The following is a 22152-nucleotide window of genomic DNA, read 5'->3' on the forward strand; positions in this document are numbered from 1 at the left end:
CCCATGGCCGCCACTGCTCTCTCCCCCATTGACCGTACAACAGCCCGGCATGTTGTGGCCGCCTCCTTTTTGGGGTGGATGCTTGATGCCTGCGATTTTTTTATTGTCCTGTTCACGCTTGATAATGTGGCCCGCAGTTTTTCCACCTCGCTGGAGGTAGTGCTGCTGGCCCCCACACTAACCCTTATCACCCGGCCCATAGGGGCTTTTGTATGCGGGCGCGCCGCAGATGCGTACGGGCGCAAACCGGTGCTGATCGGCACAATTACCATTTACTCGCTGATCGAGGTCTTATCGGCCTTTGCGCCCACGCTTACGGTTTTTCTGGTTCTGCGTGCCCTGTTTGGTGTGGCCCTTGGGGGGGAATGGGGGGTTGGCACCTCCCTGATCATGGAAAGTGTTCCACCGTCATGGCGGGGCACGGCATCGGGCATTTTGCAGGCCGGGTATCCGGCTGGGTATCTGCTGGCTTCACTTATGTTCTTGCTCCTGCCCGTGCTGGGCTGGCGTGGGCTGTTTGTGCTGGGGGGCGGGGCTATTGTGTCGGCCATTTACATCTGGCTGCGTGTGCCCGAAAGCCCGGACTGGCTGGCCCGTCAGGCACAGGGGGCAGGGGCCGAGCGCCCGCCGGGCATGCTGGCGGTTGCACGCCAGAACATGGCCCTGTGCGTGTTTGCGGTGGCGCTTATGGCGGCCTTCAACTTCATGAGCCACGGCTCGCAGGATTTGTATCCCAAGGTGTTTCTGGCACTTGAGCGGCATGTGCCTCCTCCCTCCATTACCCTGCTGGCCGTGCTGTACAATCTGGCGGCCATTGCGGGCGGGGTGGTGTTTGGCGTGCTCTCCCAGCGTATCGGGCGGCAGTATGCCATTGCCGTGGCCGCAGCGCTGACTATTCCGCTGCTGCCGTTATGGACCCTGCCGCACTCCATTTTCTGGCTTGGGGTGGGGGCTGTGTGCATCCAGTTCTGTATTCAGGGAGCGTGGGGGGTGGTACCGGCGTATCTGAGCGAGCTTTCCCCTGCTTCTGTCCGTGCCACGTTTCCGGGGCTGGCGTATCAGTGCGGTAATCTTATTGCGGCTAGCAACGCACTTGTGCAAACCCGGCTTGCAGGGTGGATCGGGGCAGGGCTTGCTCCCGCCCTTATGCTCACTGTAGGGGGAGCAGCACTGGGAGTGCTGGTGCTGACCCTGCTGAACGCCCGCCTGCACCCGCAAAGCAGGCTTGGCTGAAAACCCCCAGACAGGGAGAGGCAGTATGCACCGCTCAAACGTCTGGCTCGCCCGGCTGCGTGGCCTTCTGCCTTTTGGCCTGTGTGGTGTGAAGATACAAAAAGAGATATGTGTTCATGCGTTATTTAAGGCTTCCCCTTCATCTGTGCCTGTTTCTGGCGGCTGTCTGCGGCACGCAGGCTCTGGCGGCTCCCGCGCAGGATGATTTTTCCGCTGTCGCTCGGGATGTTGGGCCGTTTGCCAGTGCAATTGTTTTTAACGCTGCGGATCGGTCATTTTCCCAACCTCTGAGTGTCACTGTCGGGGAGTTGAGCATGCGGGTGGAGTTTGCCGAGCACCAGCCCTGCCCCTCCCATGGCCTGCTGGAGTGGGAGGAGCAGGCTACGCTTTCACGCTCAGGGGGGCTTTGCAAGGTTGCCACACTGGTGGCCAGTGCTCCGGGGCACCCTGATTTCAGGCAGGTTATTGCAGCGCTCGGGGGCGGAGGAAAAGGGACACTTAGTGATCTCAACCTGTCTTTTTACTATCTGGAGCAAGGGGCAGTGCTGCCACAGCTTCTCCTGTCTGGTTTTACGGGGGGGACGCATTGCTGTCTGGTCAGTGCTATTGTGGGGGCAGGGGATGCGGGTCAGTGGTATGCGGTTCAGCTACCCAAACAGAATGGGTTCGGGCCGCCCTCGGTGGTGGATGTTGCTCATGATGGCGGGCGGCAGTTCATTTTTCCGGATAAACGGTTTGATGCCGTTTTTCCCTCGCATGATCTGTCTGTAGGGCCGGACGTTATTTATGAATACGCGCAGGGGAAGCTGAATGTCATCACCCGGCAGCCCCGCTTCAGGCCGTACATAAAGCTGACCGTCAGGATCTTGCCAACTGAGGAGGATGTGCCTGCTCCCAGAAGCCGCGAGGTTAACGGGTATCTGGCAGGTTATGTGGCAACCAGTGCTAACGCCGGGCAATTGCAGGCCGGGTGGCGCTATATGCTGGCACGTTATAACCCGCAATCACCTTATCTGCTAAAATGGTGCACGCTGGATAAATCCGCGTGGGGTAAAGGGCGTACGGCCTGCCCGGCACCGTATGTGCGTACGGTGCCATACCCGCAGCAACTGGCCCTGTTTTTGCTGCAAACAGGGTATATTACGCACGCCCAATGTGTGGCCCTTGGGTATGACCCGGAAAAAATACAGCATGAACAGGATGCAATCCGGGCGGCAGCCACGGCACACTGGCACGCAATACACCCCGGCTAGGCCCGCGGGCACCTTTTTGCGCCCCGTTGTTGGGCCAGAGGCCGGGGGTAGGGAGAATGGCACGGTATGACGTTGGAAAACCACATGGCGTTCATGCGCACTGGCGCAATGTACAATGACCTTGCACCAGAACTGGTGCAGGCCCGTGCAGATGCCGTTGTGCTGAGCAACCGTTACAATGCAAGTTTTGGCCGCCCAGCCGCCGAGCGGGAGGCGCTTTTACGCACCCTGCTGGGCCGTGTTGGCCAGCAGGTGCATTTTGAACCGGCATTACGGTGTGAATTCGGGCGTAATATTAGCATTGGTAATAATTTTTACGCCAATTTTGACTGCATTCTGCTCGATGCGGCCCCCATTACAATTGGGGATAATGTTCTGTTTGGCCCGCGTGTGGGCCTGTACACAGCCAACCATGCGCTGGATATGCACGAGCGCGCGGCAGGGGGCTGTTACGCGCAGGCCATTAGCATTGGCAGCGTTATTGGTGCGGGCAGCGTGGTTACGCGTGATGTGCCCGCAGGTGTGGTAGCGGCTGGTGTGCCGTGCCGGGTGCTGCGCGCACTTACCCCGGCTGACCGTACCGGGTTTGCCCCCTAGCTCCGCGCATGCGGGTTTGTGCCACACGCCATTGCACCGTAAACGAGGGGGAGAAAGCCGTGCCTAACCCTCTGCCAGCCGGAGTATCATGAACGATCTGTTTGCAGGCCACCATGTAGGCCAGTCCCGCCCGCTCAAACTGTCGGGGGATGTTGTCAGTACTGCCACCTATGGCGGGCCGGACGACTGCTACCGCTACACCCTGCGCCGGGTGTGGGATGCGGACAAGCCGCTGGTCATGTGGCTGATGATGAACCCATCGGTCGCAACCGAACACGGGGATGACCGGACCGTGGCCAAGTGCCAGCGTTACGCGCGCGCATGGGGCTATGGTGGCCTGTATGTTGGTAATACCTTTGCCTACCGCTGCACGGACCAGCTCCGCCTGCTGGAAACCCCGGACCCCATAGGCCCCGGCAACGATGCCGCTTTGCTGGACATGGCGCGCAAGGCCGATCTGGTCGTGGCGGCTTATGGCTCGCCCCACCACAAGGCGTTGCTCGCCCGTGGGCCGCAGGTTGTGCAGATGCTTCAAGACCACGGCATTGCGGTGTGTGCGCTGCGGCTGAGCAACGCCGGGCGGCCGTGCCACCCGCTTTACCTGCCAGCGGAATTAAAACCGTTTGAACTGCCCGTGGCGTAAGCCGGGGCACCCGGCAGGCTTTGCCCGGCTGGCTAGCAAAAAAGGCAGGTCTGGCGGGTTTGCGGTATGCGTTGGCCCATAATGGGGCCTGCCAGCAGGGCAGGGCGTAAAAACCCGGAGTTGACGGACGCGCTCCATACGTATCCCATAAGCACCAAAGGGTTACGCCACAAAAAAGGACAGGCATAAACGTGACAGAACGCAACACGCAGGCCCATGGTGGCTATCTGGCTTCGGCCGAATTTGCAGCCCAGCTTGACCGTCTGGGCGAGGTTGCGGCCCGCACGGGGCTGAATGTAGCTCCGGGCCAGCAGGTTATCATGACTGCTCCCCTGCATGCCGTGCCGCTGGTGCGCCGTATTACGGAACATGCATACAAGGCTGGGGCGTCGCTGGTCACCACATTCTATTCGGATGAGGAAACCACGCTTGCCCGCTACAAATATGGTGCGGAAAACACGTTTGATACGGCATCGGGCTGGCTGTCCGCCGGTATGGCGGAGGGCTTTCGCGCGGGGGCTGCGCGCATGGCTATTACCGGTTCCAACCCGGCCCTGCTGGCGGGGCAGAACCCGGACCACGTCTCCCGCGCCAGCAAGGCGGCGGCACGGGTTAACCGCCCGGCCATGGAGATCATTACCAATTTTGATGTGAACTGGTGCATTGTGGCGGCCGCCACCCCGGCATGGGCCATGCAGGTGTTCCCGGACCTGCCTGAACAGCAGGCGGTGGAAAAACTCTGGCAGGCCATTTTTGCCGTCTCCCGCCTTACGGGGGATGACCCCGTAGCCCAGTGGGAGGCCCACAACGCCATTCTGCACCGCCGCGCAGCCTACCTGAACGATGTGCGCTACGACGCCCTGCATTTTTCCGGCCCCGGCACGGACCTGCTTGTCGGGCTGGCCGATGGGCATGACTGGGCTGGCGGTGCGGAAAAAGCAGGCAACGGCATTGTGTGCAACCCCAACATCCCGACCGAGGAGGTGTTCACCACCCCCCACCGCCTGCGGGTGGAAGGGACCGTGGCCAGCACCAAGCCCCTCTCGCATCAGGGTACGCTGATTGATGGGATCAGGGTCCGGTTTGAGGCCGGGCGTATTGTGGAAATGCACGCAACCCGTGGGCAGGATGTGCTGGAGCGCGTGCTGGATACGGATGAAGGAGCCAGAAGGCTGGGCGAGGTCGCGCTTGTGCCCCATTCCTCCCCCATCTCGCGTAGCGGCTTGCTGTTCCAGAACACGTTGTTTGATGAAAACGCCGCCAGCCACATAGCCCTTGGCCAGTCCTACACCAAATGCATGCGCGACACGCAGGGGCAGGACGAGGCCGCACTGGCCGCACGTGGGGCCAATACCAGCATGATCCACATAGACTGGATGATCGGTTCGGGTGAGATTGATGTGGATGGGCTGGACGCACAGGGTGGCCGCGTGCCGCTCATGCGGAAGGGCGAATGGGTGATTGAAGCATGAAAAGGTTGAAAAACATGGTTTTTATTCGCAAGGCATCCACTGTTCTGGGGGCTATGGCCCTGCTGCTGGCCGGGGCCGCACAGGCCCAGAGCGTTGCCCCCGTTGGCGGGAGCAGGCCGCAGGCCCCCTCCCTCACGCCCGAGCAGGTCGCCACCATGCAGCATGACATGGATACAGCCCTGCACTACAAACTGGCCCCCGATGTGCTGCCCCGGCTGAGTGCCGCACTCCGGGCTATTCAGGCTGCCAAAATACAGCCGCCGGGGCATGTGGGCATGTCGCTTGATCAGCAGATTGCCCTTGTGGGGCAGGTGCCGGGGCTGGATGCCATTCTCAAGGCGCACGGGCTGGATGCGCGCAGCTTTGTCATGAGCCTGACCTGTGTGGGGCTGACCGGCAGCCTGCTCAATATTCCACCCGGCCAGGGGGGCGCGCAAATGCCTGTGCCCGATGCGGCCAATGTGGCTATTCTCAAGAACAACCCGCAGGCTTTGCAGGAACTGGTGGGTGTTCTGCGCGAGGGTGCGCCCGCCAGCAGCAGCGCGCAGGTCCACTAAGCCGCTTAATCCTGTTGGCCTGAGCCTGCGCGGTGTGGCAGGGTAATGCACCGCGCAGGGGGCATGGCGGGTTTTGTCCACCATGCCATAAAGGCTACGGAGCAGGCCATGACAGCAACCACAGGATCAGGCGGCCTGCCCGGCGTGGGTAACTGGCTGGGGCAGGTTGTACAAAGTGCCGGGCAAAGCACCAGCATGGCCGATGGCGGGGCCGGGCAGGCTACCGCGCAGTCCCGCCTTGCCGGGGCTTTGCCCTCTTCCACAGCACTGGTGCAGAGTGCGCGCACGGCACTGGTTGCCGCACAGGCCCAGCAGGCTGAGGTTATGCTCACATTATCCGAAGGGGCAAAAACCCTGCTTGGCGGGACCTCCTCTGCCAGACAGCCCACGGCCAGTGCGGATAATACGGCCACTGCGGCAGCAACCAGCCAGAATACCGCCGCCAGCATGGCAGGGCGTGTGCCCACAGGGGCCGGGACCACAAGCCTTGTTGCGGATCTTATGCAGGCCGCAAATACGGTGCTGAATGACCCTGCCGCCACAGCAGACCACAAAGCCATGGCCAGCAGGCTTGTGCAGTTGGCCACAGCCATGGCGGGCCAGTCCGCTGGTGGGGGAGGCAATGCGCTTGCGGGTGGAATTGCCGCGGCCTTGCCCCTGCTCCAGTCCCTTGGGGCGCAGCCGGAAGCACCGGGCGCGCTGGGTGGGGCGGTTGTGACCACGGCAGGGCTGTACGGGCTGGTTGGCAACACCGCGCAGGATGGCAGGCTGGCCAGCGCCCTGCAAGGTATGGCAGGCGCTCAGGAGGAGGAAATTGTGCTGCCCGGCGGTATTGTGCAGCTCCCGCAGGACGTGGAGGCCGGGACTGTGGCCGCACTCATGCCCGCATCCTCCGCAGGAGTGGGGGGGAGTTTGACCAACGCCCTTAGCAGCGCCCTGCTCCCAGACCTGTTCAGAGCACTTTCTGCCGTGCTGACAAACACCAATGCGACGGATGAGCAAAAAGCCGCCGCCACCGCCCTGCTCCAGATGCTGGAGACGGTAGACAACACGCTCGATATTCCTCAGGCCCTGCTTAACCCGCTGGTTGCCGCAGCCCTTATGCCCGCGCTCAGCCCCTCCCAGCGCGGGCGGCTTGTCCGCGCTGCTCTGGCGGAGGAGGTGGAGGATATGGGGCAGCTGGCAGATACCGAACAGACCGCCCAGCCGGGTGTGGCGGGGTTGCGGGCGGCTTTGCGCAAAAATGCTGCGTATCTGGCAGCGGTGCAGACCCCCTTGCTGGACCACGCGCTCCAGTTAACCCGCAAGCAGGAGGCCGAAGCCGTGGCCGCCGCACTGGCGGGGTGGGGTTTTGCAGGCCGCAGCCGTGAGCAGTGGATGGATGAGGCACTGGATGTGTCCTCCATCATGGCTTTGTCCCAGAACCTTATGGCAGATTCCCCCTATATGGGGGCTTTGGCCAGCACCAGCCTGACCCCGATCCTGATCATGAGCTGGGCGGCACTTCTGTCCGGCTGCCTGCCTCGGGCCTACCCGTTTGTGCCGCGTGTGTGGCGGCGGGCAGATAAAAAGAAGTGGCGCAGAAAAAGCCCCAACCAGAAAATGGATTTCCAGAACCTGCTGTTCATGGGCGACGCGGTGGAGGCATAGGCTCACCCCGCCGCGTGCGCCCCCGCTGTGCGGGCGCTTACGGTGCGGTATCCTGCGTGCAGGTGGGTGTGGCGGGCAGGTCGAGCGTGCTGAGCGTGCCCTGCATTTTAAAATCGCCAAAATCCAGATGCAGCTGGTCAGACACGCCATTGGCAAAATAGCGCATGCCCATTTCGTATTCAGGCATCATGGTGTGGGCGTTGCGGTCGTAAAAGGCGATATGCACGTGCCCGGAGGCCAGTTTCTGCAAGGGTTGGTACGGCGTGTTGCCAGCCGGAGGGGGCGACCATGTGAGCAGGGTCACATAGGTATCTTCCGGCCCATCAGGCAGGGTGCCGTCGAACAGGGGGGGGGTCAGGTCTTTTTCACCTTGCCGGGCGGCACTTAAAATACGGGCCGTATGGGTTACGGGGAACAGGGTGCCCACGGGCAGGCGCAGCGTTTTGGCCAGCGGCTGGCGATACTGCACAACCCCGGACCCATCGGGGGCAAGACTTGCCTCCCCGCTTACAACGCGCAGCAGTTTGCCGTTGCGTGTTTCCTGGCTTTTAAAGGTCAGGTGGCGGCCATCCAGACTTTCCTGCGCCGCATAGTCGGAGAGCAGGTGTTCCTCGCCCTGCTTGCGGGTGACACTCTGTATGTCCAGCCTCTGGTGGGAGGACCAGCCAAGGCAGGTCTTGAGCACGGAGTAGCTCATGCGCCCGGTAGCAGAGAGCGTTTGCCCGCCCGCAGATTCCACCAGCCCCAGATCATACACCGCCTGTTGTGACACAAGGGGGGATGTAGGGGCCGCCGCGCGTGCAGCCGGGCACAGCAGGGCAAGGGTAAGGCAGGCTGGGGCAAGAGCTGCCAGCAGGGTGGTCTGGTGGCGCGGGGGGCGTATGGTCATACCCCCTACAAAAAAACATCCGGCGTGGTCATGCAACCAGCCGGATGAATGTTTGTGGTCTCAAAAAACGGTTATCAGTCTTTTTTAACCGTTGGTTTGGGCTTGGGCAGGTTGAGTGCGAGGGAAAGTTCCTTCATGCGCTCAGGGGCTACGGGGGCGGGGGCCCCCATCATCAGGTCTTCGCCCTGCTGGTTGAGCGGGAACAGAATAACCTCGCGGATGTTCGGTTCATCGGCCAGCAGCATCACAATGCGGTCCACGCCGGGGGCGGAACCACCATGCGGGGGTGCTCCGTAGCGGAAAGCGTTGAGCATGCCGCCAAAGCGGGCTTCCACCTCGCTTTCGGGGTAGCCTGCAATTTCAAACGCCCGCACCATCACGTCGGGCAGGTGGTTACGCACCGCACCGGAGGAGAGTTCGATCCCGTTGCATACAATGTCGTACTGGTAGGCCAGAATATCCAGCGGATCCTTGGTGTTCAGGGCTTCCAGCCCGCCCTGCGGCATGGAGAACGGGTTGTGGGAGAAGTCCACCAGCCCCGTTTCCTCATTTAGCTCGTACATGGGGAAGTCCGTGATCCAGCAGAAGCGGAAGGCGTTCTTTTCGATCAGGTCCAGTTCTTCGGCAATGCGGGTGCGCACAAGGCCGGAGAACTTGGCTACCTCATGCCCCTTGCCTGCGGCAAAGAACACGGCATCGCCCGCCTTAAGCCCCAGTTTGGCGCGAATGGCCTCTGCCCGGTCGGCCTCAAGGTTCTTGGCAATCGGGCCCTGCCCACCTTCGGCGTTGAAGGTGATGTAGCCCAGACCACCAGCCCCGTTCTCACGCGCCCAGGCATTGAGCTTGTCAAAGAACGAGCGGGGCTTGTCCCCCGCGCCGGGGGCGGGAATGGCGCGGATTTCACCACCATCGGCGGCAATGCGGGCAAACAGGCCAAAGCCGGAGCCTGCAAAGTCTTCCGTGACGTCCGTAATCAGCAGCGGGTTGCGCAGGTCGGGTTTGTCGGAACCATAAACCTTCATGGCGCGGGCGTAGGGAATACGCTCGAACGGCGCGGTGCTGACCGTGCGGCCATTACCGAATTCGGTAAACAGCCCGCTCATGACCTCTTCCATCACCGCAAAAATTTCGTCCTGCGTGGCAAAGGCCATTTCAAAGTCAAGCTGGTAGAACTCACCGGGGGAGCGGTCCGCGCGGGAGGCTTCATCACGGAAGCACGGAGCAATCTGGAAGTAGCGGTCAAACCCCGCCACCATGGCCAGCTGCTTGAACTGCTGCGGTGCCTGCGGCAGCGCGTAGAACTTGCCGGGGTGGTTGCGTGAGGGCACCAGAAAGTCGCGCGCCCCTTCGGGAGAGGAGGCGGTCAGGATAGGAGTTTGCAGTTCTACAAAGTTCAGGTCCGTCATGCGCTTGCGCATGCTGGCAATAACGGCGCAGCGCAGGCGGATGTTGGCGTGCACTTTTTCACGCCGCAGGTCGATGTAGCGGTAGCGCAGGCGCAGCTCGTCCGAATAATGTTCCTGCCCGGCTACCTGCAGGGGCAGCACGGCGGCGTGGGACTGCACGACAAAGTCTTTTGCGCGCACTTCAATATCACCCGTGGCAAGGTCGGGGTTGCGCGTGCCTTCCTCGCGCAGGACCACTTCACCGGTTACGGTAATCACGCTTTCCACCCGGATGTGTTCGGCTGTTGCCATGACATCCGACCCGGCGGGGATGACAATCTGGGTCATGCCCGTTTCGTCCCGCAGGTCAATAAACAGCAGGCCGCCATGGTCGCGCTTGCTATGCACCCAGCCGGACAGGCGCGCGGTGGTGCCAGCATCGCTTGCGCGAAGGGCCGAGCAGCTATGGGTACGGTAAGGGTGCATGGTCTTGTCCCACAAATTGTGGCCCGGCCTGCGGGCGGGCACGTGTTTTGCCATAGAGAATTGGGGTGGAGGAAGCAGGGGCAGGGGCGTTATGTCAAGGCTGGTGCAGGCTTAGCCTGCCTGTTTTAGCGCTTGTGGGGCATTTTACGCGTTATTCAGCCCTGTGTGCTGCGGCGCAGGTCCGCGGCAAGGGCGGTAATGGAGTCTGCGCGCGTGTCCCATGCACAGACAAAGCGGTAAACACTCCCGAACAGGGTATGGAATCGCCACCCCTGCGCGCGCAGGGTGTTGGCTACATGCTCGGGCATGAGCGCAAACACGGCATTGCTCTGCACGGGCCATGCCAGTTCCACTCCATCCAGCGCCGTTATGGCCTGTGCCAGAGCCTGCGCGCTGGCATTGGCATGGCGGGCATTGGCCAGCCATGCGCCGGACTGGAGCATGCCCCGCCACGGGGCGGACAGGAGCCGCATTCTGGCAGCCATCTGCCCGGCCTGCATGGCGCGCTCGGCAAAGCCCTGAGCCAGCTGGGGGGTAAAAAACACCACCGCATCCCCCATGGCCATGCCATTGCGGGCACCACCAAAGCTGAGCGCATCCACGCCGGATTGCCATGTCATGGCGGCGGGGGTGCATTCCAGCGCGGCCACGGCGTTGGCAAAGCGTGCGCCATCCATGTGCAGGCGTAACCCGTTGTCGTGGCAGGCATTGGCAATGGCGCGTATTTCGTCCAGCGAGTAGAGCAGGCCGTTCTCGGTCGGCTGGCTTATGCTCACGACCGCCGGGGTGGAGGCTCCGGGGCCACGTGCGCGGCGCATGGCCTGCGTAATGGCGGCGGGGGTCAGCTTGCCATCCTGCGTGGGAGGGGTGACCAGCTTTGCCCCACCGGAGAAAAATTCCGTCGCCCCCCGCTCGGATGTGTCCGCGTGGGCGATTTCGGAAGCAATAATGCTGCAATAGGGCGGGCAGAGTGTTGCCAGCACCAGCGCATTGGCCGCCGCACCGCTGAACACAAAAAACACGCGGGCCTGCGGGGCGGCAAACAGGTCCGCCACGGCCTTGGCCCCAAGGCGGGTCCATGCGTCATCCCCATAAGGTGGGGCACTGGCGGAGGCTGCGCGGTTTATGGCTTCCAGCGCCTGAGGGCACAGGCCCGTATCATGGTCACTACCAAATTGCTGCGTGGGTGTGGGGGCGGCAGGCTGGTGGGGGACGGGCTGAAAAGGCGGGTTCATGGCGGAGGCTCCGGCCGGGGTTGGGGTGTGCCAGATGGGGCACAGGGCGGGATAAAGGTGCCACAAGCCAAGCCGGACCTTGCCTGTGGCGGGGTTTTGCTGTAAGGCCGCAGCCACCGCGCAGGCACCCCTGGAGGCCTGCGTGCTCAAGTTTTTCAGGAGAAGTCAAGGTGTCCAAAATTACAACAATCCAAGCTTCTGCGCGCGCGAAGGCTGGTAAGGGGGCAGCGCGTGCGACGAGGCGTGAAGGCCTGGTGCCCGGCGTTGTGTACGGTGGCAAGCAGGAATCCACGCTGATCGCGCTCGACCCGCGTCTGGTTGTCAAGGCAATCCAGACCTCTGGCTGGCGCTCACGCGTGTATGACATCCAGATCGAAGGCGGCAAGAACGAACGCGCTCTGGTGCGTGACGTGCAGCTCCACCCGGTCAAGGATTCGCCCGTTCACATCGACTTCCTGCGTCTGGCCGCTGGCTCGCGCGTGCATGTTGAAGTGGCCGTGCACTTTGTGGGTGAAGACAAGTGCCCCGGTATCAAGCGTGGTGGCATGCTCAACATCGTGCGTCACACGGTTGACGTGGAAGTGGCAGCAGAGAACATCCCCGAGTTCTTTACTGTTGACCTGACCAAGCTCGACATCAACGACAACGTGCGTTGGGACGATGTGCAGGGCACGGCAGGTGCAACGCCTGTTTCCCACGAAGCCAACTTTGTGGTTGCCTCCATTGCCGCACCGCTGGTTGACACCACTCCGGCAGAAGGTGCTGACGCTTCCTAATCGGGAGTTCAGGCAATCTGAAGCTTATGGAACGCGGGGGCACGTGCAGGCGCATGTGCCCCCCTTTCTGTTCATAAACACAAGGCAGAATCCGCAATGCTGCTCTGGGTCGGACTGGGTAACCCCGAGTCCTCCATGCGCCGGCACCGGCACAATGTTGGCTTTATGGCGGTCGAGGCCATTGCCGCCAGATACGGCTTTACGCCATGGCGCAACCGCTTCAAGGGTGAGGTAGCCGAGGGGCGCATAGGCGGCCACAAGGTGCTTGCACTGCTGCCCATGACCTACATGAACCGCTCGGGCGAGAGTGTGCAGGAAGCTGCGGCCTTTTACAAAATAGCCCCCGAGCAGATAACGCTTTTCCATGATGAGCTGGATCTGGAACCGGGCAGGCTGCGCATCAAGCGTGGCGGCGGCGCAGCGGGCCACAACGGCCTGCGCTCGACAGACAAGATGCTGGGCACGCCCGATTACTGGCGTGTTCGTATTGGCATAGGCCACCCCGGCGCCAAGGAACGGGTGCATGGCTGGGTGCTGGGTAATTTTACACAAACAGACCAGCAGGACTGGCTCGACCCCATGCTCGCCAGCATGGCCGATGCCGCCCCCCTGCTGGCGGATGGGCATGCCGACCGGTTTATGACCAAGGTTGCACTGCCACAAGGGAGCAAGGGCTGATGGGTTTTAACTGCGGTATTGTTGGTCTGCCCAATGTGGGCAAGTCCACCCTGTTCAACGCGCTTACGGCCACGGCCACGGCGCAGGCCGCCAACTACCCGTTCTGCACGATCGAGCCCAATGTGGGCCGCGTTGCGGTGCCGGACCCACGGCTGGACAAGCTGGTGGCTATTGGCAAATCCCAGCGTGAAGTGCCCACAAGCCTTGAGTTTGTGGATATTGCGGGCCTTGTGCGCGGTGCCTCCAAGGGGGAAGGGCTGGGCAACCAGTTCCTAGCCAATATCCGTGAGGTGGACGCCATTATCCACGTCCTGCGCTGCTTTGAGGATGATGATATTACCCATGTGGAAGGGGGCGTGGACCCCGTCCGGGATGCGGAGATCATTGAAACCGAGCTGATGCTGGCTGATCTGGATTCGCTGGAAAAACGCCTGCCCGCGCTGGAAAAACGCGCCCGCAACCGCGACAGCGAAGCCGTGGCCCAGATCGAGATCATGCAGCCCATTCTTGCCGCCCTGCGTGATGGCCGCCCTGCGCGCACCGCCATTCCCGCCGGGGAGGAGGAGACTGTCCGCCGCCTGCAGCTCATGACCAGCAAGCCCGTGCTGTATGTGTGCAACGTGGATGAAGACTCGGCCTCCACCGGCAATGCGTTCTCCGAAAAGGTGAAGGCCAAGGCAGAAGCCGAAGGGGCAGCGGTTGTTATTGTTTCCGCCGCGATCGAAGCTGAGGTGAGCCAGCTCGAAAACGAGGAACGCCGTGAGTTCCTGGAAGGGCTGGGCCTGAGCGATAGCGGTCTGGACCGTGTGATTGCCGCAGGGTACAAACTGCTGGGCCTGAGCACCTACTTTACCGTAGGCCCCAAGGAGGCACGTGCATGGACCATTACGGTCGGCACCAAGGCCCCGCAGGCTGCTGCCGTTATTCACAATGATTTTGAACGTGGCTTTATTGCCTGCGAAACCATCGCATTTGACGATTATGTTCGATATAATGGGGAAGCAGGTGCCAAGGAAGCAGGACGCCTGCGGATTGAAGGCCGTGACTACGTTGTGAAGGACGGCGACATTCTGCTCTTCCGCTTTAATGTCTGATACGGCACTCTAAAGCGCATGATCAGGTCCGCCCCGGTGGGCGGACCACACACGATAAAAAGAAAACCGGACAATGGAGATAAGGGACGCCAGCATGAATACGGAGGAAGACAGTCGGCAGCATGTGGCCACGGCAGATATGCGCGCACCAGCACAGGGTGTGCCATCGCCATGTTCCATGCACGATCTGGCACACAGGGCCAGACTGGCCGCGCGCACGCTGGCGCAGAGTTCCTCCTCCGAGCGGGACAAGGCCCTATGGGCTGCGGCCAGCGCATTGCGGGCGTCTGCTCCGGCCATTCTGGCGGCCAATGCGCTTGACCTTGCCGCATCTACCGCCAAGGACGCATTCCGTGACCGGCTGACCCTGACCCCCGAGCGGGTCGAGGCCATGGCCCGTGGGCTGGAAGACATTGCCGACCTGCCCGACCCCGTAGGGCAGGTGCTGGAGGAATGGTCCCGCCCCAATGGCCTGCGTATTCGCAAGGTGGCAACGGCTGTTGGCGTTATTGGCGTTATTTACGAAAGCCGCCCCAATGTAGGGGCCGATGCGGCCGGGCTGTGCATCAAGTCCGGCAATGCCGTGCTGCTGCGTGGCGGGTCGGAAAGCCTGCATAGCGCGCGCGCCATTCATGCCGCCATGCAGACCGGCCTGCGCAATGCGGGCCTGCCGGAAGATGCCGTGCTGATCGCCCCGGATGCTGATCGCAAACACGTGGCGGACATGCTGACCGCTGCTGGCCTTGTGGACCTGATTATTCCACGTGGTGGCCGCTCGCTGGTGGAGCGCGTGCAGCGTGAGGCCCGTGTGCCTGTGCTGGCGCATGCGGAAGGGCTGTGCCACACCTATGTTCATTCCGCAGCCGACCATGCCATGGCCCGCCGGATTGTGCTGAACGCCAAAATGCGCCGTGTGGGCATTTGCGGCGCAACCGAAACCCTGCTGATAGACGCAGCCATTGCTTCGGTCCTGCTGCCCCAGATCGTGGCTGACCTGGCTGAACAGGGCTGCACGTTCAAGGCGGATGCAGCCGCAAGGCAGATCATGCCCGACCTGCCTGCGGGTACCGAAAAAGACTTTGCCACCGAATGGCTGGATGCCGTGCTGAACGTAGCCGTAGTGGATGGTGTGGACGAGGCACTCGACCATATTGCCCGCTTTGGCTCATCCCACACCGAAGCCATTGTTACGGCGGACGAAGCCGTTGCTGCGCGGTTCATGAACGGTGTGAGCAGCGCGGTTGTCATGTGGAATGCCTCCACCCAGTTCTGTGATGGTGGGGAGTTCGGGTTCGGGGCGGAAATTGGCATTGCCACAGGCCGCTTCCATGCCCGTGGGCCAGTTGGCGTGGAACAGCTGACAACCTTCCGCTACGAGGTGCTTGGTAGCGGTCAGGTCCGTACCTGAGCGCGCAGGCCCATAACAGGCCAGTGGCGCACACCGCCCCCCGCATACTTGGGGTGGGCAGTGCGCGCGGCCTGCATGGGCCACAACGGTATATGCCAGTTACAAAAGTAGATACGGCGGCCATAACGGGCAGGGGAGTGCAGCCCGCAGGGTGCCGGATTCCCACATGGGGGGATAACCGCCACAGCCGCGTGGGACTTCTGGGTGGGTCATTCAACCCTGCGCACAGATGGCATCAGGCCATAGCCCGGCGGGCCATGCTGGAGCTAGGGCTGGATCAGGTCTGGCTTATGGTCTCTCCGGGTAATCCGCTCAAGGCCGGGCGGGAGATGGCCTCTTTTACCACCCGTCTGGCTACTGCGCGCCAACTGGCGGATGGGCGCAGGATTGTGGCCACCGATCTGGAGGCCCGACTCGGCACCCGTTATACGGTGGACACGCTTGCCCGGCTCAAGGCCCGCTTCCCCCATGTTCGGTTTGTATGGCTGATGGGGGCGGATGGTCTGGTAACATTGCCGCGCTGGAAGCACTGGCACCAGCTGGTGCGGCAGGTACCTGTGGCAGTTTTCCCCCGTCCGGGGCAGAATGTGCGGGCTTTGGGCGGGTTGGCGGCGCAGTATCTGGCGCGCTGGCGTGTGCCTGCACGGCAGGCAGCACGGCTTGCCACACTTTCTCCCCCAGCTTGGGCTTTCCTTCCGGGGGCACAAAACAGTATATCTGCAACAGCCATTCGTCAGCGGGGCGGGTTTGACGCCACTACGGATCAGCCCATCACCCCAAAGAGTAGTCAGTTTTCAGGAGAACGGTCATAACCACCAAGCCACCCGCCGAGACGCCCGCACGCACCCGCACGTCCACGGCCACCGCTCGCGGGGGCCGTGCGGCCTCCACCCGTGCAGCCGCAGTCCCCAAAGCGGCGGCAGCCCCCGGCTCTGTGCGCAAAAAAGCAGCCGCAGCAGGGCCAAAAACCCGCACCAAGCGTGAGGCCATTGCCCCCGATCTGCTCGAACAGTCCCTTGCGCTGATCACCGCCAGTCTGGAGGATGACAAGGCGGAAGATCTGGTTGTGATCAACCTTGCCGGCCGTGCCTCCTTTGCCGATAAAATGGTGATCGCAACCGGTCTGGCCGACCGCCAGATTGCCGCCATGGCCCAGCATATTGAACGCAAGCTGCGTGATATTGGTATCAAGCGCGTGCTGGTTGAAGGGGCTAATGGGTCCGACTGGGTTCTGCTGGATACGGGCGATATTGTGGTCCACCTGTTCAAGCCCGAAGCGCGTGCGCTCTATGGGCTGGAAAAAATGTGGGGTGCGGAACTGGATGAAAGCAACGAAGACGGCGTGACTCGTCTGTAAGTGCTGATGTCTGGTTTACAGGGCATACGATTCTGCCGCCACAGGTGCCGGGTATGAGGCTTGTGGCGGTAGGGCGCATGAAGGACAAGTCCGAGCGTGCGCTGGTGGAGCGGTATCTCAAGCGCCTGCGTCCGGCGCTGGATATTGTGGAACTGCCGGACGGGCGCGGCAGCCCCGATGAGATCAAACGGCGTGAGGCACAGGCTATTCTGGCCGCCTGCCCCGCACACAGCCATGTTGTGGCGCTGGATGAAGGTGGGCGCACGTATAGCAGTGTTGCCTTTGCCACCAGCCTTGCCGCATGGCAGGACGCGGGGCGCACGCCCTGCTTTGTTATTGGCGGGGCAGAAGGACTGGATAGTTCCGTTCTGCAACGCGCAGATGCCACCCTGTCTTTTGGCACGCTCACATGGCCGCATATGCTGGTACGGATTATGCTGGTCGAGCAGGTTTACCGCGCGCAGGCCATTGCTGCGGGCCACCCGTACCACCGGGCGGGCAGGCCGGATTAAACCCAACGCCAAACGGCTATGATCTCGACAAACTTCCGCCACATCATGGTAGGCTCAATGGGGTGGAAGGAAGGAGATTCAGCATGATCTTCAAAGCAAAACGTTCAATGGCGCTTCTTATGGGGCTGCTTGTTGCCGCAGCACCGCTTGCGGCTTATGCCCAGCGCGGCCCAGGTGGGCCGGGCGGTGGTGGCCATGGCGGACCTGGTGGACCGGGTGGCCCGGGCAGAGGGCCTGGTGGTGGCCATGGTGGTGGTTTTCGGGGTGGGCCGGGTGGCGGCCCAGGCTGGGGTGCAGGCCCACGCGGTGGCCCGCATGGCGGCTCATGGCGGCGGGGAGACCGGTATGATGGCGGCGGTATTTTTGTAGATAACTGGCGCGGTTACCGTGGCCTGTATGCCCCCCCACCGGGTTATCGCTGGATCAGCTACGGCGGCAGCTTTTTACTGGCGGCAGTGGCAACGGGCATTATTTCCAATGTCATTGCGGGCAGTGTTTATCCGGCAACGCCCTACCCGGTGGTGACACCTTACCCGGCATACCCGGTGGTGCCGGCCCCCGTACCTTACCCACCCCCGCCGGGTTACTAGGTGGGCTGCGTGGTCCAGTAAAAAAGGGGAGCCAGACCGGCTCCCCTTTTTTGTATTCCGTGCTCCCTGCGGGCCATATGCCGCAGGGAAGAGCGTGCCGGTGTTTACTCCGCACGGGGTGGGGTAAAATCGGCATCATCGGTTAATTCAGCCGAAGGTATGGTCTGGGGCACAACGTTAAGGGGCGTGTGGCTTGCGGCCTTCCAGCCCACAAACAGCAGGGCGGCAAGGGCCGGAATGGCCATAATGGAATAGGTGCCTGTTGGGTAGTCAAACAGCATCAGCCCCAGAATGCTGATAAAAAAGGCAATGGTCAGCCACGCGGTAACGGGTGCGCCGGGCATGGCAAAACCCGTGGGGGCAATACGACCTGCCCGAATGGCTTGCCGCAGTTTGATCTGGCAGAGCACAATAAAGCACCATGTGCTGACAATGCCGATAGAAGCCATGTTGAGAACAATCTCAAAAATCTGGGAAGGCAGGAGGTAGTTCAGCCCCACCCCCACCAGATAAATGGCTACAGTTGTTAAAATGGCGGCTGCTGGTACGGCCTGTTTGTTCATATGGGCAAGGTAGCGTGGAGCCGTGCCATTGAGGGCCAGCGCGCGCAGGACCCGCCCGGTGGAATACAGGCCCGAGTTCAGGCTGGACAGGGCGGCGGTCAGCACTACTATGTTCATGAGCGAATCCACCCCCGGCACCCCAAGGCGGGAAAAGAAGGTCACAAACGGGCTAACCCCGGCCTGATAGGCTGACCAGGGCAGCAGCAGAACCAGCAAGGTAACCGTGCCGACATAAAAGATCATGATCCGCCAGATCACGTTGTTAATGGCCGAGGGCAGCACTTCGCGCGCGTTTTTGCATTCCCCTGCGGCGGTGCCAATCATCTCTATGCCGTAATAGGCGAACACAACGCCCTGAATAAGCACAAGGGCAGGGAGCATGCCGTGCGGGAACAGCCCGCCATGTTCGGTAATAAGCTGTATGCCGGTGCTATGCCCGTCCACGGGTACACGCAGGCCCAGAATGGCCGTGCCCACAACCAGAAAAGCCAGCAGGGCGGCAATCTTGATGATGGAGAACCAGAACTCCATCTCCCCAAACCATTTGACGCCAATCAGGTTCATGCAGGTAATGACCACCAGCGCCATAAGCGCCATGACCCATTGGGGCACAACGGCAAAAACACCCCAGAAATGCATGTAAAGTGCAACGGCCGTAATATCGACAATGCCGGTCATGGCCCAGCTGAAGAACGAGAGCGCGCCTGCAACATAAGATGCCCGGCTCCCCAGAAACTCCTGCGCGTAGGAGACAAAGCTACCACTGGTGGGGCGGTACATGACCAGCTCCCCCAGAGCGCGAAGCATGAGGAAGGAGAACACGCCGCAAACCAGATAGACAATGGCAAGGGATGGTCCCACAGCCTGCAACCGGCTGCCTGCACCCAGAAAAAGACCAGTGCCGATGGCCCCCCCAACGGAAATCATCTGGATCTGTCGTTTGCCCAGACCTTGCCGGTAACCTTCCGTTGTCTGGCCTGGCGTGGCATCGGATGGCGGCGGTGCATGCATGCTCAAAGTGGTCTGTCTCCGTACTGGTGGCGGGAACGGGGCCGGCTGGGTGTTCCGGTGCAGAACCGGTTTGGGCTGGCGGGTCTGTATACGTTGCTTTTGTGCAACAAATTGGGATGGTGCGTAAGTCCTTTTGCAACTTATATAAAATTAAACAAAATCCGTCCTGCGCGGCAAATAATTTTATTGTTTTCTCCAAGGCTGCGCAGGGCGCGGCAGCTCATTTTTGCCCTTGTGCACTCAGAAGTGATTATGAAAAGGTGAGAGGCAGGGGGCAGACAGTTTTTGTTCAAAAAGAAGAACTCTGATGATGGAATATTTCTCTTTTAATGAAAAACAAATAACAAAATTTCATATATTTGGGTAATTGGAGAGCAGGGTTCCATGGAAAACTGTCTGGACAAGACGGACCGGCAGATTTTGCGCCTGTTGCAAAATAACGGGCGCATCCACAACAACGATCTGGCGGACAAGGTGCAGGTCAGCCCCGCCACCTGCCACCGCCGGGTGCAGCGGCTGTTTGATGAAGGGTATATTTCCGCCGTACAGGCCAAGGTCAATGCCAGCCGGGTCGGGCTGGGCATGGTGGTGCTGGTCGGGGTTGTGCTGGAGCGTGCGGCAGACAGTTTTCCCATGTTCGAGGCCGCCATGGCTGCCCAGCCAGCAGTGCTGGACTGCTACCTTGTGGCAGGGGATTTTGACTATTTTTTAAAAATCCGTGTCGGGGATATGGAAGGTTTTGACCGCTTCCATGCCGAGGTGCTGAGCGTTCTGCCCCATGTGCGCCAGACCCGCACGTTTTTTGTGCTCAGGGCCGTGGCCGATGCAAGGGGATACGCCTTTTAGCCCCGATGGCGCAGCCATTTTGGCCCCGCCTGCTATTCCAGATCAAAAAAGTCCTGTTCTGGCTGCCGGTTTGTCCATTTGCGGCAGGCCGTGCGCAGCACGCTGGCAAAGCGGGTGACCAGCGGCATGTTCTGGCCCGCACGTATGGCCACGGCCAGCGTGGCCCGTGGGGCAGGCTCGCTAATGGTATGGAAGGTGACCCCCCCGGCATGAATCTGGCTGAGTGAGCGCGGCACAACCGAAACCCCAAGCCCTGCAGCCACTAGCGGAATGGTGCCCGCAATCTGCGGGGCCTGCTGCCCCATAACGGGTGTTACCCCGGCCACCTGATAGGCTGAGAGAATGGCATCATGAAAGCCCGGCCCCAGTTCCCGCGGGAAGATAATCAGCGGGTCCTGTGCCACCATGTCCAGACTGATCACGGGGGTATCGGCCAGCTTGTGCCCACGCGGCAGGGCAATAACCGTGGGTTCATCCAGCAGATGAAAAACCGAAAGTCGCACGGGGTCGGGCACGGGGGGGCGCACAATGGCTATGTCCACGCTGGGTTCGTGCAACGCGGTGCATAGCGAGGGCGTATTGCTCTCCTCCAGAAAAATGGTGACATCGGGCGCCATTTCCCGGAACCGGCGGATAGTGAACGGGATAACCGGCAAAAGCGAGACAGCCCCCGCAAGGCCCAGACGGATATGCCCCATTTCCCCCCGTGCCAGACCTTGCGCGGTGGAAAGAAACTGGGCCTGCAGGTCCAGAATGGTTCTGGCGCGCGGGAGGAGCACGGCCCCGATGTCGGTCAGTTTGACGCCGCGCGTCAGGCGCTCGAACAGGACCACGCCAAGGTTTTTTTCAAGCTGGCGGATCTGCTGGCTCAGGGGGGGCTGTTCCATGCCCAGCGCTTCGGCCGCGCGGGTAATGGAGCCATGTTCGGCCACGGTTACAAAATAGCGCAGGTGTCGGATGTCCATAACCCATATATATCCGATATGGATAACACCGCCAAGATATATTGGAAGACTGCTTCAAGCCGTTATAACATCTGCGTCAGATGAGTATGGGCCGTTAAGCGTTTGAAGGAGTGTTGAGCATGGTAAAGCAGCCGGTAGCGGATATAGATCTGCGGTCCGCGGCGTTGGGGAACGGGGTTGTGGGCAAACCACCAGTGAACCGCCTTTACCAGACCTCCACCATGGCTGCCCTGCTGGACGCGGTGTACGACGGGGAAACCACGCTGGATGAACTGCTCCAGCACGGCAACTTCGGCCTTGGCACCTTTAACTCCCTTGATGGGGAAATGATTGTAACGGACGGCGTTGTGCGCCAGTTCCGTGCGGAAGGGCTGGCAGCAGAAGTGCCCGGTTCGCTCAAAACTCCCTTTGCCTGCGTGACGTATTTCGAACCCGAAAAAAACGTGATGATCGACACGCCCAAGGACAAGGAAAGTTTTGAAGAGCTGGTGGACCACCTGCTTGGCAACCCCAACCTGTTTGGTGCGGTACGCTTTACCGGCCTGTTCGAGCGGGTGGATACGCGCACGGTGTTCTGCCAGTGCAAGCCGTACCCGCATATGCTCGAAGTGGTTAAAAAGCAGCCAACCTTTACCTTGGAATCGGTTACCGGAACCATGATCGGCTTCCGCAGCCCGGTTTACATGCAGGGCGTGAATGTTGCTGGCTACCACCTGCACTTTCTGTCCGAGGACCATAAGCGCGGTGGGCATGTGACCGAATACAGAATTGTTAAGGGTATGCTTGAGGTTGCCACAATTTCCGACCTTCAGGTGCAGTTGCCGCGCACAAAGCAGTTTGCGCAGGCCAACCTGAACCCCGAAAGCCTGAGTGAAGCCATTCGCATTGCCGAAGGTGGTTGACACCTTACCGGCCTGACCTGTTTGTTTTTTTTGAACTGCACGGGGTTGTT

Annotated in this window: 22 protein-coding genes; 17 read left to right on the plus strand and 5 right to left on the minus strand. The window is 61.2% G+C overall.

Annotated elements, in window-relative coordinates; translation table 11 throughout:
- Positions 1-3 precede the first annotated feature (3 nt).
- From LKE65_RS05890 to LKE65_RS05920, 7 genes are all read left to right on the plus strand, one after another.
- Positions 4-1233 carry an MFS transporter gene (locus LKE65_RS05890; protein ID WP_086645783.1) on the plus strand — a complete coding sequence of 410 codons (1230 nt, stop codon included), beginning with the start codon at positions 4-6 and terminating at the stop codon, positions 1231-1233.
- Between the two features lie 116 nt (positions 1234-1349).
- On the plus strand, positions 1350-2486 hold the full coding sequence (locus LKE65_RS05895) for a thylakoid lumen protein (protein ID WP_278740729.1): 1137 nt from the start codon (positions 1350-1352) through the stop codon (positions 2484-2486).
- Positions 2487-2552: 66 nt separating this feature from the next.
- On the plus strand, positions 2553-3083 hold the full coding sequence (locus tag LKE65_RS05900; RefSeq protein ID WP_278740730.1) for a sugar O-acetyltransferase: 531 nt from the start codon (positions 2553-2555) through the stop codon (positions 3081-3083).
- A gap of 88 nt (positions 3084-3171) precedes the next feature.
- Positions 3172-3726 carry a DUF1643 domain-containing protein gene (locus tag LKE65_RS05905; protein ID WP_095349757.1) on the plus strand — a complete coding sequence of 185 codons (555 nt, stop codon included), beginning with the start codon at positions 3172-3174 and terminating at the stop codon, positions 3724-3726.
- A gap of 227 nt (positions 3727-3953) precedes the next feature.
- Complete coding sequence (locus LKE65_RS05910; RefSeq protein WP_194301376.1) at positions 3954-5198, plus strand: aminopeptidase; 1245 nt, start codon at positions 3954-3956, stop codon at positions 5196-5198.
- A complete protein-coding gene (locus LKE65_RS05915; RefSeq protein ID WP_086645789.1) occupies positions 5195-5755 on the plus strand; it encodes a hypothetical protein in 561 nt (186 codons plus the stop codon). Before LKE65_RS05910 ends, LKE65_RS05915 begins: the two co-directional genes overlap by 4 nt.
- 63 nt (positions 5756-5818) lie before the next feature.
- Positions 5819-7405: a hypothetical protein gene (locus LKE65_RS05920; RefSeq protein WP_278740731.1), complete on the plus strand. Its 1587-nt coding sequence runs from the start codon at positions 5819-5821 to the stop codon at positions 7403-7405.
- A gap of 37 nt (positions 7406-7442) precedes the next feature.
- Here the strand turns inward: LKE65_RS05920 and LKE65_RS05925 are convergent, their stop codons facing one another.
- From LKE65_RS05925 to LKE65_RS05935, 3 genes are all read right to left on the minus strand, one after another.
- Positions 7443-8294 carry an EipB family protein gene (locus LKE65_RS05925; protein ID WP_278740732.1) on the minus strand — a complete coding sequence of 284 codons (852 nt, stop codon included), beginning with the start codon at positions 8292-8294 and terminating at the stop codon, positions 7443-7445.
- Between the two features lie 74 nt (positions 8295-8368).
- Positions 8369-10165: an aspartate--tRNA ligase gene (gene aspS / locus LKE65_RS05930; protein ID WP_095349761.1), complete on the minus strand. Its 1797-nt coding sequence runs from the start codon at positions 10163-10165 to the stop codon at positions 8369-8371.
- Between the two features lie 155 nt (positions 10166-10320).
- Positions 10321-11400 carry a threonine aldolase family protein gene (locus LKE65_RS05935; RefSeq protein WP_278741775.1) on the minus strand — a complete coding sequence of 360 codons (1080 nt, stop codon included), beginning with the start codon at positions 11398-11400 and terminating at the stop codon, positions 10321-10323.
- A gap of 170 nt (positions 11401-11570) precedes the next feature.
- On the opposite strand from LKE65_RS05935, the gene LKE65_RS05940 reads away from it, so the two are divergent.
- The 8 genes from LKE65_RS05940 to LKE65_RS05975 all read left to right on the plus strand — a co-directional run bounded on the left by LKE65_RS05940 (position 11571) and on the right by LKE65_RS05975 (position 17815).
- A complete protein-coding gene (locus tag LKE65_RS05940) occupies positions 11571-12176 on the plus strand; it encodes a 50S ribosomal protein L25/general stress protein Ctc (protein WP_086645792.1) in 606 nt (201 codons plus the stop codon).
- Between the two features lie 96 nt (positions 12177-12272).
- Positions 12273-12854 (plus strand): aminoacyl-tRNA hydrolase, encoded by a 582-nt coding sequence (gene pth / locus LKE65_RS05945; RefSeq protein ID WP_086645793.1) that lies wholly within the window; start codon positions 12273-12275, stop codon positions 12852-12854.
- Complete coding sequence (gene ychF, locus LKE65_RS05950) at positions 12854-13948, plus strand: redox-regulated ATPase YchF (protein WP_086645794.1); 1095 nt, start codon at positions 12854-12856, stop codon at positions 13946-13948. The genes pth and ychF overlap by 1 nt, the downstream gene beginning before the upstream one ends.
- Positions 13949-14042: 94 nt before the next feature.
- The gene (locus tag LKE65_RS05955) at positions 14043-15356 is read left to right on the plus strand and encodes a glutamate-5-semialdehyde dehydrogenase (RefSeq protein ID WP_408736165.1); all 1314 of its coding nucleotides are present in this window, start codon (positions 14043-14045) and stop codon (positions 15354-15356) included.
- Between the two features lie 92 nt (positions 15357-15448).
- The gene (locus LKE65_RS05960; protein WP_278740733.1) at positions 15449-16168 is read left to right on the plus strand and encodes a nicotinate-nucleotide adenylyltransferase; all 720 of its coding nucleotides are present in this window, start codon (positions 15449-15451) and stop codon (positions 16166-16168) included.
- Between the two features lie 122 nt (positions 16169-16290).
- On the plus strand, positions 16291-16713 hold the full coding sequence (gene rsfS / locus LKE65_RS05965) for a ribosome silencing factor (RefSeq protein ID WP_086645795.1): 423 nt from the start codon (positions 16291-16293) through the stop codon (positions 16711-16713).
- 53 nt (positions 16714-16766) lie between these two features.
- Positions 16767-17225 (plus strand): 23S rRNA (pseudouridine(1915)-N(3))-methyltransferase RlmH, encoded by a 459-nt coding sequence (locus LKE65_RS05970; protein WP_086645796.1) that lies wholly within the window; start codon positions 16767-16769, stop codon positions 17223-17225.
- Positions 17226-17308: 83 nt separating this feature from the next.
- Complete coding sequence (locus LKE65_RS05975; RefSeq protein WP_278740734.1) at positions 17309-17815, plus strand: RcnB family protein; 507 nt, start codon at positions 17309-17311, stop codon at positions 17813-17815.
- Between the two features lie 104 nt (positions 17816-17919).
- Here LKE65_RS05975 and LKE65_RS05980 read toward each other — a convergent pair whose 3' ends face one another.
- A complete protein-coding gene (locus tag LKE65_RS05980; RefSeq protein ID WP_278741777.1) occupies positions 17920-19389 on the minus strand; it encodes an amino acid permease in 1470 nt (489 codons plus the stop codon).
- Positions 19390-19773: 384 nt separating this feature from the next.
- Here LKE65_RS05980 and LKE65_RS05985 point away from each other — a divergent pair, with 384 nt between their 5' ends.
- Complete coding sequence (locus LKE65_RS05985) at positions 19774-20235, plus strand: Lrp/AsnC family transcriptional regulator (RefSeq protein WP_095349764.1); 462 nt, start codon at positions 19774-19776, stop codon at positions 20233-20235.
- A gap of 32 nt (positions 20236-20267) precedes the next feature.
- Here the strand turns inward: LKE65_RS05985 and LKE65_RS05990 are convergent, their stop codons facing one another.
- On the minus strand, positions 20268-21200 hold the full coding sequence (locus tag LKE65_RS05990; protein WP_086645800.1) for a LysR family transcriptional regulator: 933 nt from the start codon (positions 21198-21200) through the stop codon (positions 20268-20270).
- Between the two features lie 119 nt (positions 21201-21319).
- Here LKE65_RS05990 and budA point away from each other — a divergent pair, with 119 nt between their 5' ends.
- The gene (gene budA, locus LKE65_RS05995; protein WP_086645801.1) at positions 21320-22102 is read left to right on the plus strand and encodes an acetolactate decarboxylase; all 783 of its coding nucleotides are present in this window, start codon (positions 21320-21322) and stop codon (positions 22100-22102) included.
- The last annotated feature ends 50 nt before the right edge of the window (positions 22103-22152 follow it).

Source organism: Acetobacter fabarum, assembly GCF_022483405.1.
Lineage (GTDB): Bacteria > Pseudomonadota > Alphaproteobacteria > Acetobacterales > Acetobacteraceae > Acetobacter > Acetobacter fabarum.

Coding starts and splice junctions, on each gene's coding strand:
- LKE65_RS05890 (WP_086645783.1), top strand. CDS start 4: ATGGCCGCCACTGCTCTCTCCCCCATTGACCGTACAACAGCCCGGCAT.
- LKE65_RS05895 (WP_278740729.1), top strand. CDS start 1,350: ATGCGTTATTTAAGGCTTCCCCTTCATCTGTGCCTGTTTCTGGCGGCT.
- LKE65_RS05900 (WP_278740730.1), top strand. CDS start 2,553: ATGACGTTGGAAAACCACATGGCGTTCATGCGCACTGGCGCAATGTAC.
- LKE65_RS05905 (WP_095349757.1), top strand. CDS start 3,172: ATGAACGATCTGTTTGCAGGCCACCATGTAGGCCAGTCCCGCCCGCTC.
- LKE65_RS05915 (WP_086645789.1), top strand. CDS start 5,195: ATGAAAAGGTTGAAAAACATGGTTTTTATTCGCAAGGCATCCACTGTT.
- LKE65_RS05920 (WP_278740731.1), top strand. CDS start 5,819: ATGGCGGGTTTTGTCCACCATGCCATAAAGGCTACGGAGCAGGCCATG.
- LKE65_RS05925 (WP_278740732.1), bottom strand. CDS start 8,294: ATGACCATACGCCCCCCGCGCCACCAGACCACCCTGCTGGCAGCTCTT.
- aspS (WP_095349761.1), bottom strand. CDS start 10,165: ATGCACCCTTACCGTACCCATAGCTGCTCGGCCCTTCGCGCAAGCGAT.
- LKE65_RS05935 (WP_278741775.1), bottom strand. CDS start 11,400: ATGAACCCGCCTTTTCAGCCCGTCCCCCACCAGCCTGCCGCCCCCACA.
- pth (WP_086645793.1), top strand. CDS start 12,273: ATGCTGCTCTGGGTCGGACTGGGTAACCCCGAGTCCTCCATGCGCCGG.
- ychF (WP_086645794.1), top strand. CDS start 12,854: ATGGGTTTTAACTGCGGTATTGTTGGTCTGCCCAATGTGGGCAAGTCC.
- LKE65_RS05955 (WP_408736165.1), top strand. CDS start 14,043: ATGAATACGGAGGAAGACAGTCGGCAGCATGTGGCCACGGCAGATATG.
- LKE65_RS05960 (WP_278740733.1), top strand. CDS start 15,449: ATGCCAGTTACAAAAGTAGATACGGCGGCCATAACGGGCAGGGGAGTG.
- LKE65_RS05970 (WP_086645796.1), top strand. CDS start 16,767: ATGAGGCTTGTGGCGGTAGGGCGCATGAAGGACAAGTCCGAGCGTGCG.
- LKE65_RS05975 (WP_278740734.1), top strand. CDS start 17,309: ATGATCTTCAAAGCAAAACGTTCAATGGCGCTTCTTATGGGGCTGCTT.
- LKE65_RS05980 (WP_278741777.1), bottom strand. CDS start 19,389: ATGCATGCACCGCCGCCATCCGATGCCACGCCAGGCCAGACAACGGAA.
- LKE65_RS05985 (WP_095349764.1), top strand. CDS start 19,774: ATGGAAAACTGTCTGGACAAGACGGACCGGCAGATTTTGCGCCTGTTG.
- LKE65_RS05990 (WP_086645800.1), bottom strand. CDS start 21,200: ATGGACATCCGACACCTGCGCTATTTTGTAACCGTGGCCGAACATGGC.
- budA (WP_086645801.1), top strand. CDS start 21,320: ATGGTAAAGCAGCCGGTAGCGGATATAGATCTGCGGTCCGCGGCGTTG.